The 13,248-nt window shown below is 64.7% G+C and carries 11 protein-coding genes; 5 read left to right on the forward strand and 6 right to left on the reverse strand.

The window, feature by feature from the left end:
• Window positions 1-3 precede the first annotated feature (3 nt).
• Entirely contained in the window at window positions 4-831 is an 828-nt protein-coding gene (locus CDN36_RS05050) for an AraC family transcriptional regulator (protein ID WP_287496139.1), read from the forward strand.
• A gap of 66 nt (window positions 832-897) precedes the next feature.
• On the opposite strand, the gene CDN36_RS05055 is transcribed toward CDN36_RS05050, so the two are convergent.
• Window positions 898-2,241 (reverse strand): MFS transporter, encoded by a 1,344-nt coding sequence (locus CDN36_RS05055; protein WP_150554554.1) that lies wholly within the window; start codon window positions 2,239-2,241, stop codon window positions 898-900.
• A 196-nt stretch (window positions 2,242-2,437) separates the two neighbouring features.
• A complete protein-coding gene (locus CDN36_RS05060) occupies window positions 2,438-3,376 on the reverse strand; it encodes a LysR family transcriptional regulator (protein ID WP_287496140.1) in 939 nt (312 codons plus the stop codon).
• A 121-nt stretch (window positions 3,377-3,497) separates the two neighbouring features.
• On the opposite strand from CDN36_RS05060, the gene gbd reads away from it, so the two are divergent.
• Both gbd and CDN36_RS05070 read left to right on the forward strand, forming a co-directional pair.
• Entirely contained in the window at window positions 3,498-4,637 is a 1,140-nt protein-coding gene (gbd, locus tag CDN36_RS05065; RefSeq protein ID WP_287496141.1) for a 4-hydroxybutyrate dehydrogenase, read from the forward strand.
• A gap of 134 nt (window positions 4,638-4,771) precedes the next feature.
• A complete protein-coding gene (locus CDN36_RS05070; RefSeq protein WP_287496142.1) occupies window positions 4,772-6,217 on the forward strand; it encodes an NAD-dependent succinate-semialdehyde dehydrogenase in 1,446 nt (481 codons plus the stop codon).
• A 171-nt stretch (window positions 6,218-6,388) separates the two neighbouring features.
• Here CDN36_RS05070 and CDN36_RS05075 read toward each other — a convergent pair whose 3' ends face one another.
• The 4 genes from CDN36_RS05075 to CDN36_RS05090 all read right to left on the reverse strand — a co-directional run bounded on the left by CDN36_RS05075 (window position 6,389) and on the right by CDN36_RS05090 (window position 11,026).
• Window positions 6,389-7,198, reverse strand: a complete 810-nt coding sequence (locus CDN36_RS05075; protein ID WP_287496143.1) for a fatty acid hydroxylase family protein — start codon at window positions 7,196-7,198, stop codon at window positions 6,389-6,391.
• A gap of 276 nt (window positions 7,199-7,474) precedes the next feature.
• Window positions 7,475-8,857 (reverse strand): MFS transporter, encoded by a 1,383-nt coding sequence (locus tag CDN36_RS05080; protein ID WP_287496144.1) that lies wholly within the window; start codon window positions 8,855-8,857, stop codon window positions 7,475-7,477.
• A gap of 145 nt (window positions 8,858-9,002) precedes the next feature.
• Window positions 9,003-10,268 (reverse strand): iron-containing alcohol dehydrogenase, encoded by a 1,266-nt coding sequence (locus CDN36_RS05085; RefSeq protein WP_150554560.1) that lies wholly within the window; start codon window positions 10,266-10,268, stop codon window positions 9,003-9,005.
• Window positions 10,265-11,026, reverse strand: coding sequence for an alpha/beta fold hydrolase (locus tag CDN36_RS05090; RefSeq protein WP_287496145.1), 762 nt, complete (start codon window positions 11,024-11,026; stop codon window positions 10,265-10,267). Before CDN36_RS05090 ends, CDN36_RS05085 begins: the two co-directional genes overlap by 4 nt.
• 258 nt (window positions 11,027-11,284) lie before the next feature.
• Here CDN36_RS05090 and CDN36_RS05095 point away from each other — a divergent pair, with 258 nt between their 5' ends.
• Both CDN36_RS05095 and CDN36_RS05100 read left to right on the forward strand, forming a co-directional pair.
• Window positions 11,285-11,920 (forward strand): GntR family transcriptional regulator, encoded by a 636-nt coding sequence (locus tag CDN36_RS05095; RefSeq protein ID WP_150554823.1) that lies wholly within the window; start codon window positions 11,285-11,287, stop codon window positions 11,918-11,920.
• Between the two features lie 298 nt (window positions 11,921-12,218).
• A complete protein-coding gene (locus CDN36_RS05100) occupies window positions 12,219-13,193 on the forward strand; it encodes a hypothetical protein (protein WP_287496146.1) in 975 nt (324 codons plus the stop codon).
• The last annotated feature ends 55 nt before the right edge of the window (window positions 13,194-13,248 follow it).

Consider the following 13,248-nt stretch of genomic DNA (forward strand, 5'->3'; position numbering starts at 1 on the left):
GCCATGAGTTTACCTGCCCTGCTCAAACGAAAGATGGAGCGCGTGCACCACATGGGCGAGCACGACCCCCCGTTGCTCGCCCTGGTCGGGCGACACAGCGTGCCGCGCGTGTCCGAGACGCACCGGCACGCCCCGGGCCAACTGCTCGGGCTGTTCACCGGTTTGCTGACGGTGCGCACGGGTCTGGGCGCGTGGGTGATTCCGACGACGCGCGCCGTATGGGTGCCGCCCAATCATCCTCATGCGGCCTTTTCTCACGGGCCTTTCTTTGGTTGGGCGGTGTACGTGCGGCCCGACAAATGCGAGGGGCTGCCGGCGCAGCCGCGCGCCATCGAGGTCTCGGGGCTCCTTCGCGAAGCCGTGGCGCGCGCCGCACCGTGGGAGATCGGGGTGCCGGACCGCGTGCAGGCCAACGTCATGCAGGTCATTCTCGACGAGATCGCGATGAGCCCGGCAGACACGTTCCGTCTCCCCATGCCGGGCGACGCGCGTTTGCGCCGCATTGCTTCGGCCCTGGTCGACAACCCCGCCGATGCGCGAACACTCGACGAGTGGTCGGCGTGGGCCAACGCGGCGCCGCGCACCGTGAGCCGCCGGTTCGTCGAGGAGACGGGACTCACGTTCACGGCATGGCGTCAGCGCGCCCGGCTGCTGCGCGCGCTGGAGTTGCTCGCGTCCGGACAACCGGTCGGCACCGTGGCGCTCGATCTCGGCTACGACAACGCGAGCGCCTTCATCTCGCTCTTTCGGCGCACGTTCCACACCACGCCGGGCAAGTATTTTTCGTCAGGCGCCACCGCGGCGCGGGTGTTCGACGAGACCGCCGGATGACCCGCGCGTCGCAACGCGCCTCAAGCGCGCGGCGCGTCCGTGGTCGAGCCGCCGCGCTCAGCGCCGTCAGTCGTCGAGCGGCATGCCGCTGCGATCCCTCACGCAGGCGACCGCGACGATCGACACGAGTGCGCACGCGATCATGAAGACGACCACCGGCACGTAGCTGCCGCCGAAGTAGGCGACCAGCGCCGTGGCAATGAGCGGCATGGGACCGCCCACCAGCGCCGCGCCGATCTGGTAGCCGAGCGACATGCCCGTGTAGCGGATCGTCGCCGGGAAGGCTTCGGCGAGCAGCGTGCCGATCATCGAGCCGTAGGTTGTCCAGATCACGCCAAGCCCCACGCCGACGGCCAGCGCCGCGAGCAGGATCGATTTCTGGTTCAGCAGCCAGAAGAACGGCGCGATCCACACGATGAACGCGATGCTGCCGTAGATGAACACCTTCTTGCGGCCGACCTTGTCCGACAGGTGCCCGAAGTACAGCATGAACGGAAAGGCGATCAGCGCGCAGACCAGCACGATGTTCAGGATTTCCGAGCGCTGGAACCCGTGGCCGATCATGTACGACACGGTGAACGTTGCGTACAGGAAGAAGGTCGACGTCTCCACGACCTTCGCGCCGATGGCGATGAGCACGGAACGCCAGTGGTCCTGCAACGTCTCGGTGAGCGGAATGCGCGCATGACTGCGCGTGGCGAGGATCTTCTTGAACGACGGCGTTTCACCGACCGCATTGCGAATCCACATGCCGATCAGCACCAGCACGATCGAGCCCACGAAGGGAATGCGCCAGCCCCAGCTCTGGAAGTCCGCGTCGCTCATCGTGTTGCTCATCGCGGACGTGATGATGTTGCCCAGGGCCAGGCCGAGCACCGCGCCCGTCTGGGGCACCGCACCATAGAAGCCCCGGCGATGACGCGGCGAATATTCGACCGCTAGCAGCACGCCGCCACCCCACTCGCCGCCAAGCGCGAGCCCCTGCATCAGGCGCAGGAGCGAGAGCAGGATCGGCGCCCAGACGCCGATCTGGTCGTAGTTGGGCAGCAGTCCCATGCATACCGTCGACATCCCCATCATCGACAGCGTGATGGCCAGCGTCTTCTTGCGACCGACGCGATCGCCGATGTGCGCGAAGATCACGCCGCCCAGCGGCCGGATGACGAACGCCAGCGCGAACGCCGCCAGCGCCAGCAACTGGCTGACCAGCGGATCGGTGCTCGGGAAGAACTGCTTGGCGAAGATGATCGACGCCATGGTTCCGTAGAGAAAGTAGTCGTACCACTCGATCGTGCTGCCGACCGCACTGCCGAGCAGGGCGCGCCGGCGCTCGGCATCGGGAACCATGGTCTCTTTGATGTCTGCCGTCAGCCCGGCATTGCCGGCGCTGTTGGGCGCAATTCCGCTCATTGTCTCCACCTCGTTATTTTGCAAACGAACGAAGTCTACAAAGGCGTATCGCACCCGTACACTGACGGTTTGCGTTATCGATATAACTCTTCGCTATACCCTGCGCCGGCAGGGCCTGCCGCCGCCATGCCGGTCACGCATACTGGGCCATCGCAAGCCGGCGCGAGGGAGCGCGAGGGGCGGCGCGCCGCGCGCGTCATTCGACCTGTTGCGCGCCGCGCGAGACGATCGCCTCCATGAGCATTTGCGCGCCGTGCGAGAGCGGCGCGCCGCGGCGCGTCACCAGTTCGTAAGGCTCGCTGCGCGATGCGAGTTGCAGCGGCAGCGTGCACGCCACGCCGTGCCCGGTATAGAAACGCGCCACGTCCGTCGACACGAGCGCCACCAGCGACGCGTTTTTTTGCAGCAGCGACACCGTTGCAAAAGCGGAGGTCGTCTCCAGAAGGTGTGCGGGAAAGCGCAATCCGGCGTCGTGGAACTCGCGCTCGAGCAGCAGCCGCATCGGCATGTTCGCGCGGTAGACGACCCATCGGTAGTCGGTGAGATCGCCAAGCGCGACGCGCGCCTCGTGCGCGAGCGGATGCGCGGCATTGGCAATGACAGCCAGCGTCTCGTCGCGCACGAAGGTGCTGTCATAGAGATAAGGCGTCTGGCTCACGCTCGTGCGGCAAATGGCCAGGTCGAGCCGGCCGGCGTCGATCAGGCTGAGCAACGTGGCGCTCGTGTCCTCCACGATTTCGATCGACATGTCCGGCTGCGCGTCGGTGACGACGGTGATGGCGTCGGTCAGCAGCGGCACCGCGCCCATGATCACGCCCACCGAGACCCTGCCGCCGTGGCCGCGCATGATCCCCACCATCTCCTCGCGCAGGTGGGCGAGATCGGACTGGATCAGCCGCGCGTAGCGAATCACGCAGCGCCCCACGGCGTTGGGCTCGAGGCCGCGATTCGAGCGCTCGAACAGCGACGCCCCGAAAGTCGTCTCGATCTCGTGCAGCGCCTTGCTCGCGCCGGGCTGCGTCATGGCCAGTTGCTTGGCCGCGCCCAGCAGCGAGCCGTGCTCTTCGATGGCGATCAGCAGGCGAAGCTGCTTGACGTGCAGGCGGGAGATGATCGAGTTGAGGGTCGGGGGCATGTTGAACTGATGGAAAGTTATATCACTATCAAATGCTGTCAATTCCGGCGCGCCGCTATGGGGCATACACTGCGGAGTCTCGGCAAGAGCATAGCCTTCCTATAACTTTCCGTCATCTACCATGTCCCTCATCAACTACATCACGCAGATCCAGTTCGGCTTCGACTCGATCCGCCTTCTGGCCGCGGAATGCGAGCGCATCGGCATTGGCCGCCCGCTGATCGTGACCGACGCTGGCATTCGTGCCGCCGGTCTGCTCGACACGGTGCTCGCCGCCCTGGGCGCGACAGCCCCGGTGCCGGTGTTCGACGGCACGCCGCCCAATCCGAATGAATCGGTCGTGCGCGATGCGGTAGCGCTGTACAAGGCAAACGAGTGCGACGGCGTGATCGCGCTGGGCGGCGGGTCGTCGATCGATCTGGCCAAAGGCGTTGCGGTGTGTGCCACGCACGAGGGGCCGCTTCAGCGCTTCGCGGTCATTGAAGGCGGCGCGGCGCGCATCACGTCGGCCACCGCACCGGTCATCGCGATTCCGACGACCGCGGGCACCGGCAGCGAAGTCGGTCGCGGCGCGATCCTGATCCTCGATGACGGCCGCAAGGTCGGCGTAATTTCGCCGCACGTCGTGCCGCGCGTGGCCATCTGCGATCCGACGCTCACGCTCGGTCTGCCGGCCGGCCTCACGGCCGCGACCGGCATGGACGCCATTGCGCACTGTATCGAGACTTTCATGGCGCCGTCTTTCAATCCGCCGGCCGACGGCATCGCGCTCGACGGCCTCTGGCGCGCCTGGCGGCACATCGAGCGCGCCACGCGCGAGCCCGGCGACCGCACCGCGCGGCTGAACATGATGAGCGCTTCCATGCAGGGTGCGCTGGCGTTCCAGAAGGGACTGGGGTGCGTGCATAGCCTGAGCCATTCGCTCGGCGGCATCGATCCGCGCCTGCATCATGGCACGCTCAACGCCATCTTGCTGCCGGCGGTGATCGCGTTCAACCGCGAGGCGCCGTCGATGCGGGAAGAAGGCAAGCTCGAGCGCCTGGCGCAGGCGATGGGGCTCGCATCGGGCGACGATGTCGGCCCGGCGATCGCCCGGATGACGGCAACGCTGGGGCTGCCGCGCGGACTCGCGGAACTTGGCGTGACAGCGGAAATGTTTCCGCGCATCATCGAGGGCGCACTGAAGGATCACAGTCACAAGACCAACCCGCGGGACGCCTCGGCGCAGGACTACCGGGAAATGCTCGAAGCTTCGATGTAAAGTGACGAGGCGCGCCGCGGGCGCGCTTCGCGTCGCGGCCTCCCGTGCGGCCCGTGCGGTCTGCACCGCCCGCGCGCCCGACTTCCGCTTTTCCGATTTTCCGCTTTGTGCCCCCCTTTTCAAGGAAACCCAACATGGCCACATCAGGATATACAGACACCCGCCTTCTGATTGACGGCGAGTGGTGCGACGCCGCGAGCGGCAAGACGATCGACGTCGTCAACCCGGCAACGGGCAACACCATCGGCAAGGTCGCGCACGCCGGCATTGCCGATCTGGACCGCGCCCTCGAAGCCGCGCAACGCGGTTTCGCCGCCTGGCGCAAGATCCCCGCCGTCGAGCGCGCCGCCACGATGCGCAAGGCCGCCGCGCTGGTGCGGGAGCGAGCCGACGCCATCGGTCGCCTGATGACGCAGGAGCAGGGCAAGCCGTTCGTCGAGGCGCGCCTGGAGGTGCTCGCCGCGGCGGGCATCATCGAGTGGTTCGCCGACGAGGGGATGCGCGTGTATGGCCGCATCGTGCCGTCGCGCAACCTCAACGCCCAGCAACTCGTGCTCAAGGAGCCGATCGGCCCGGTCGCGGCCTTCACGCCGTGGAACTTCCCGGTCAACCAGGTCGTGCGCAAATTGAGCGCGGCGCTCGCGAGCGGCTGCTCGTTCCTCGTCAAGGCCCCGGAAGAAACCCCGGCGTCACCCGCCGCGCTGCTGCAGGCGTTCGTCGAAGCCGGCGTGCCGGCCGGCACGGTCGGTCTGGTGTTCGGCGATCCGGCGGAGATTTCGAGTTATCTGATTCCGCATCCGGTGATCCGCAAGGTCACGTTCACCGGCTCGACGCCGGTCGGCAAGCAGCTTGCCTCGCTCGCGGGCCTGCACATGAAGCGCGCGACGATGGAGCTGGGCGGCCACGCCCCGGTGATCGTCGCCGAGGACGCCGATCTGGCGCTGGCCGTCAAGGCCGCGGGCGGCGCCAAGTTCCGCAACGCCGGTCAGGTGTGTATTTCGCCGACGCGTTTTCTCGTGCACAACAGCGTGAAGGACGAGTTCGCCAAGGCGCTGGTCAAGCACGCGCAAGGCCTGAAGCTCGGCGACGGTCTGGCCGAAGGCACGACGCTCGGGCCGCTCGCCAACGCCCGTCGCCTGACGGCGATGAGCCGCATCGTCGAGGACGCTCGCAAGACCGGCGCCACGATTGCCACGGGCGGCGAGCGCGTGGGAACGGCGGGCAACTTCTTCGCACCGACCGTGCTCACCGACGTGTCGCTCGAGGCCGACGTGTTCAACAACGAGCCGTTCGGCCCGGTGGCCGCGATCCGCGGTTTCGACAAGCTCGAGGACGCGATCGCCGAAGCCAATCGCCTGCCGTTCGGGCTGGCCGGCTATGCGTTCACGGAATCGGTCCGCAACGTGCATCTGCTCTCGCAGCAACTGGAAGTCGGCATGCTGTGGATCAACCAGCCGGCCGCGCCCTCGCCCGAGATGCCCTTCGGCGGCGTGAAGGATTCCGGCTACGGCTCGGAAGGCGGGCCGGAAGCGATGGAGGCGTACCTCGTCACCAAGGCGGTATCGGTCATGGCGGGATAAGCAGACAGGCAAAGCCCCGCCCCCGATCGTGCGCGAAGCGATCGGCACGCCGCCGGCGTATGCGCGAAGCCCCGACATGCCGGGGCTTTCGCACGGCCGGCGGGTGTAAGTCCGGCGATTGCGGCGCCGTGCGGCAAGCCCCGGAACCCTCGGCGCCGGGGCGCACGCCGCTCAAATCGCCGTCATCGCCTTGCGTTCTTCGTCGGTCAGAATCGGGCCGTCGAGCGTGACGCGCGAGTGATCGTCCCTGAACTTCGCGATGATCGGCTTGAGTTCGCTCTTGATGTGCGCCTCGCTGTAGCCGTTGAACAGATGGCCGAGCAGGCCGCGACGCAGATCGCTCGTTCCCATGAACCAGTCGGCGATCGGGAACGTCAGGTTCATGTTGTACTTCATCATGATGCCCATGTTGTGATGGGCCGTGTGATGCCGGCGGATCGTGTTGATGAACGGCATGTTGCGCACGAACCAGTTCTCGTGGCAGTGGCAGCAGTAGTGAAAGGTCTCGTAGATCACGTACTGGCCGACCATCGTCAGAAACACCATCCATCCCGCATTGGCGTTCAGGATCCACGACGTCACGTAGCCCAGCACGCCGCCGCCCACCCCGAGCGTGACCAGCACGCGCCACGGGAAGAACACGATCCGGAATTCGCGCGTCGTATCGATCGTCGACAACTGATCCGTGAAGTATTGATGATGCTGGCGCGTGTGGCGGTTGTAAATCTCGCGCAGCCCCCAGACGTCCACCCGCCGGTGCATCACGAACCGGTGCATGAACCACTCGGCAAAGTTGCCCGCCAGAAACACCGGTACGATCAGCAGCCATTCCCATGTGGGATGCTGCAGACGGCTCACGGCGTACCAGACGGCGCCGACAGCCACGATGTACATCACCGTGATATGCAGCAGGCCGTTGTACATCGGACTGATGCCGGACTTGTACTGCTCCCTGAACTTCAACTGACGCTCGGTAACCATGATTTGTCTCCTTTCTCCGAATCGGCGCTCGTCATGAAATGCACAACTAATATGTTAGTTGCATCGTGATAAAAGTCAACCGGGCGGTCTTCGGCGGTCTTCGCCGGTTTGCACAATGGGATGGAAAGCGATGGAATGACTCGGGAGAGTGCGCATGCCCGGGGCGGCGCGCCGACGACACCCGTTGGCGGGCGTTGTCAGCGCGATCGCCTCGCGCGCGGCGGGAGCAGGGACGGCGCCCTGCCCCCGGGAAGCCGATGACGTTCCGGCAACGACTCAGTGCGAGACGTCCTCCAGCGAGCGGCCCTTCGTCTCGACGCCGAGCAGCAGCACGGCAAGCGCGGCGATCACGAACGAGAGCGCCCCCATGGTAAATACCCCCGTCTGCCCCCACGTCGGGAGCAGCACGCCGATCGCGAAGGGACCGGCGAGAGAGCCGACGCGCCCGATGGACGACGCGAAGCCAGAGCCGGTCGCGCGCGTGCGCGTCGGATAGAGCTCTGGCGTGTAGGCGTACAGCACGGACCACATCCCGAACAGGAAGAACTGCATCATCAGGCCCGCGGCGATCAGTTGCTCGATCGGGGCCCGGGTGCCCGCCGCCTGACCGTAAAGATACGCGGCGACGGCGCTGCCGAGCAGCATCAACGCGCAGGTCGGCTTGCGTCCCCATTTCTCAAGCAGCCACGCGGAGAAGAGGAAGCCGGGAATGCCCGCCAGCGAGATGTAGACCGTGTACAGCACCGACTTGGTGATCTCGTAGCCGGCCTGCTGCAGCAGCGCGCCAAGCCATGTGGTGAGCCCGTAGTAGCCGAGCAGCGCGAAGAACCAGGTGGTCCACAGCATGAGCGTGCGCTTCGCATACTCCCCGCGCCAGATTTCCGCGAGCAGCGCCTTGCGATCGGCCGGCCCATGGCGCACGCCCGCGGCAATGGCCGGCTCGGGCAACTGGCGGCCATGGGCGCGCTGGACCCTCGTTTCGATGTGATTCATCACATCGGCGGCCTCCTTCATGCGTCCGGTGTCCTCGAGCCAGCGGGGCGACTCGGGCACCATGCGTCTGACAACGAACACGAAGACAGCCGGGATCGCCAACGCGATGAAGATGCCGCGCCAGCCGATCGCCGGCAGCATGAAGTACGAAAACACGCCTGCCGCGATGAACCCGATCGGCCAGAAACCTTCCAGGATGGCCACGTACTTGCCGCGACTCCTGGCAGGCACGATCTCGGAGACCATCGACAGCCCGATCGGGAATTCCATGCCCATGCCGAAGCCGAGCAGCACGCGGTACAGCATCAGCGATTCGACGCTGTGGGCGAAGCCGCACATCAGGCTGCCTACCCCCCAGAAAATCATGCTCACCTGGAAGACCGGCTTGCGTCCGAACTTGTCGGCAAGCAGCCCCGCTGTGGCAGCCCCCACGAACATGCCGAGAAAGCTGGCGCTGGCGAGCAGCCCCGCCTGCGACGCGGACAGACCGAATTCCGCCTTGATTGAGCCGAGGACGAACGTCATCAGCCCCAGGTCCATGGAATCGAAGAACCAGGCGGTGGCGATGATAGAGAAAAGCGTTCGTTGATAGTTCGTCATCGGCAACCGCTCGAGGCGCGCGACGACGTCAACACCTAGCCGCGACGCGGCTGCGGACATATCCATGTTTGTGTCTCCTCCAATACATGGCGCTGATCATCAGCTAACATATTAGACGGCGAGGCGCAAAGTGGCCCGTGTATCCGGCCGAATGATGAATGTGTCTTTGCGTGCCGGCGGCAGCCCGACGAAGCGAGGGGAATCGCGTCGATCAGGCGGCCGGGCGTCTCTCCGCCTTCTCGTCTCGAAGACCTCCATGCCACGCGTTGTCGATGATTTGCGCGTAGCTTTCTTCGATATTCCCCACGGGGAATGCTTTGGCCAACCGGGTCACGCCAAGGGAGTCGGTCAGCAATTCGTTCAGGGATGCTCGGGCGACGCCGAAAGCATTGAGATCGGTAGGAATGCCGAGCTTGCCGACAAGCGCCCGCAACGTACCCGGCAGCTCGCGAACGGCCTGCACCTCGTCGGCTGTCCCGATACCGAAGAGGCGCGCCACCTCCAGAAGCTCGGCGTGCCGCGAATCGCGCAACGCGTCGATGGCGTAGGGCAGAACGACGGCGTTCGTGGCGCCATGCGACTGGTGCGTGAGCGCCGCCACGCCATACGCGATGCCGTGCACCGCGTTGAGGCCGGCGCTGCCATACGACATTGCGGCATAGACGCTCGCGTAGCACATGCCGACGCGCGCCTGCACGTCGCTGCCGTCCTCATAGCAGCGAAGCAGATAGGCGGCGGCGAGCCGGATCGATTCGCGCGCGAAGAGCATCGTCAGCGCGCTGCGCCCGCTGTAGCCGGGATCGAAGCTGCCGTTGCGATCGAACTGCGCGGAGTCGAGCGTGACGAACGATTCGATCGCGTGCGTGAGGGCGTCGATTCCGGATTCGGCCGTGACCTTCGGCGGACACGTGAACGTGAGCTCGGGGTCGATCGCCGCGACCACGGGACGCAATCGATTGTCCATCACCGCTGTCTTGATGCCGGTCGCCGGATCGAACAGGATGGCCCCCGGCGTGAGTTCGGAGCCGGTGCCGGCCGTGGTGGGTATCGCGATATGGTCGATGACGGGCGCGTCGCTCGCGACACTGCTGCCAAACTCACGGATGGGGCGGCCCGCCGGCAGGGTGACGCACAACGCCTTGGCCAGATCGATGTTGCTGCCGCCGCCCAGCGACACGACGTGGTCCGGCAACTGAGCGCCGAGGGTGCTGCGCAATTCGGCCGTCGCGCGATCGCACAGGTCGGTTGTCGGGTCGGGTTGACCGCCGGCGTAGACGTCGATGCGAATGCCGAGGCGCTCGCAAGCGCTGACGTACTCCGTCACCCACGGCGTTTTCTCCGCGAAGAAGCGGTCGGTGACGAGCAGCCCTCGCCGATAGCCCAGCGTGCGCACGAGATTGGGCAGCTTGCGGCGATACCCCAGTTCGATGATGAGCCGGGATGGCGCGCAGAAATGAATACAGTCGTCGATTCTCATGGGGTCTCCGATGGGGTGCGCCGTGGCGCCGGCGCTTCGCAGTGTTTCGTCAGGAAGCCGCGCACGACGGCGCTGACCTCCTGCGTGTTTTGCGTCAGGATCGAATGACCTGCGTCAGCGATCACGTGCAGCGAGGCGTGACGAATGCCCGCCTGCATGCGATGGGCGTGAACGATCGGGCAATCTTCGTCGTTGCCGCCGTGCACAATGAGCGTCGGCATGGTGACGAACGCCAGATTCGGCAAGTGCGAGACCGATTTGAGCGCGCGCCACGTCCACGCCACGGCACGCGGCTCCGCCGCCTGCCTGAGGTTCAGACGCCGCTCGCGCTGCCGGATCTCGGCAAGGAGCGCCGTCTCGTCGGTCGATACGAACCACGACACGTCGCTCAGCTGCGCAGTGCCTGACATGAGCACGGCGGCGACCGGCGCACGATGGCGTGCCGCGCCGTGCGCCAGATGCGCCATCAACTCGAGAATCACGGACACCCCCATGCTCCAGCCGGCGAGTGCGTAAGGGCCCTCGCCGATCTCCTGTTCGATGACCGCACTCGCCACGCGCGCGAACGCGTGAACACTGCAGGCTTGCGGCGAAGCCGGTGCGCCGGCGTCGCCGCGTCCGGGCATGTTCGGCAGGATGAAACGGAACGTGTCGCCCAGCGCCGCAGCGAGCGCCCCCCATGAGGCGTTTGTCCCCTGAATGCCATGCAGCGCGATCACCGGAAAACCGTCCGGGTTGCCCTCCCGTCTGATATCCACTGCCCTCGCCCCAGTAATATATTAGTTGATTCATAATAGCACATCAGAAGGCGGCAACAACCGGACAAAACACCGGGAAAGCCCGTAGTGGTGGGCGTGGAACGGCGCCGTGATGGGACGTCGCTATCGTCAGATGCAGGTGATATACAATTAACATTTGCTCTGAACATTGATGAAATGGCGACAAGGAAAGCGACCCAACGGACGGGAAAATCGGAAGCCGCAGTGCTCGACGTGGACGCCATCCCGCGGGGTCGGATGGTTGACATGGCTTACGAGTGGATCGAAGAGGCGATCGTGACACTGCGGCTGGCGCCGGGTTCGACGATGTCGGAGTTGCAGTTGAGCGAAATGACGGGGTTCGGTCGCACGCCGATTCGCGAGGCCATTCAGCGTCTGGCTCGCGAGCATCTGATCGTGGTGCTGCCGCAGCGCGGCCTTCTCGTGCCGCCGATGGACGTCTCGAAGCAGTTGCGTCTGCTCGAGACGCGACGCGAAGTGGAAAGACTCATTGCCCGCAGCGCCGCAAGGAAGGCCTCGGCGGAGCAGCGCGCACATTTCGCGCGTCTGGCAAAGGAGTTCAGAAGTTCGGCCCGCACGGGCAAAGACGTGGAATTCGTGCGCGCGGACCGTGAGTTCAACGAACTATGCCTGGTGGCAGCCCGCAACGAATTCGCCGAAGGTGCGATGCGTCTGATGCACGGACTGTCGCGCCGGTTCTGGTACTACCACTATCAGGAAGCGGCAGATCTGCCGACGATGGCGCGGCTCCACGCAGAAGTGGCCGAAGCGATCGCTGCCGGAGAAGTGAAGCGGGCCGGCGACGCCCTCGACGCGCTGCTCGACAACATCGAGGCATTCACGCGGGCCACGGTGTTGGGGGATCGGGCCTAGGCCGGACGGAGCGCTGGGCACCGACAACCGCTTTCACCAGACGCTCCGGTGTCCGCTTTTGTCTACGGAACGGACGGTCCGCAACAGCGCTCTGCCCCCGGCACGGATCTCCCGCGTGCGGCCGAATAATCTCGACCGACTAGGACTTTAGTCCAATGCGCCGCCGGTGCAACTGGGTCAGATTTCGTATAGCCGGGAAAATCGGGGGTGGGGAGCACCGCCGGGATTCCACCACAGGATGCTTACAAAGCGCCTCGACATCGCGCCTTCCCGCCGAACAACAAGACAACCACACAACATGCCGCGCTCCGAATACCTTCCGAAGCGAAAAGCACTCGCTATCGCCACGTCTGCGATGGTCGCGAGTTGTATCTCGAATACCGCCACCGCCACCTCCTGTACCGTGATGGACGTCACGACCGATTGTTACTTGGTATCTGCCCCGGGTTATATTCAAGTCGGGATTCAGAACGTGACCCTCAGTTCCATCGCATACGGCGTATTCAACGCCATGCAATTGCAGTCTATCTCCTTGGACCAGGGCTCCCGTATAAGCCTTCTTTTTTCGGCCGTGGCGAATCAGGGCACGTTGGGCCTGCTGGAGAACAGCGGCTATTCGAGCGGCGACCAAGCCGGCTTTCTCAATATTGGCTATACCGGTGAAGTTCAAAATAACGCTACCGGCACTGTAGTTGGAAGGTATGGCGTGCAAAATGGTGTCTTGGAGAACATGGGCGCCACGGGTTATACGGGCACGATAGGAACCATTCGAAACGACGGAACCATTTCCGGAACCATATCCGCCATCTACAACGAGTACGCTATCGATTCCATCAACAACACCAACCTGATCTCAGGGACCGGCAGCGGCATCGACAATGGCGGATCGATCGGAACCATAACCAACTCGGGATTGATTCAGGGCGTGGGCGTTGCCATTTCCGTGGGTCCATTCGGGAGCATTGGTTGGCTGATCAACGCGGGAACAATCTCTGGTGACACGTCGGGCATTCAAAACAGGGGCACGATCACCGATATTTCGAATCGCGGAAGCATCACTCACGCCTCAACCTGGGGAGCGGGCGTGTATAACGCGGGAGTCATCGGATCGTTGTCCAACTCAGGGTTCATCACTTCGGTGCTCAACGCCGGGACTATCACGCAAACGTCTACGTTGAACTCTGCCGTTATGAACACGGGAACAATCAGCACGCTGACCAATTCCGGCACCATTATTGATCCGGCCCCTGTGAACTTGTATCAAGCTGCATAGCGAACAGGGCCGTGCTCGAAATACTTGCGAATTCGTTCGGGCTGGCGTTGCACGC

The sequence above is a fragment of the Pandoraea sp. CB10b_02 genome (assembly GCF_002216225.1).
In the GTDB taxonomy this organism is placed as follows: Bacteria; Pseudomonadota; Gammaproteobacteria; order Burkholderiales; family Burkholderiaceae; genus Pandoraea; species Pandoraea nosoerga.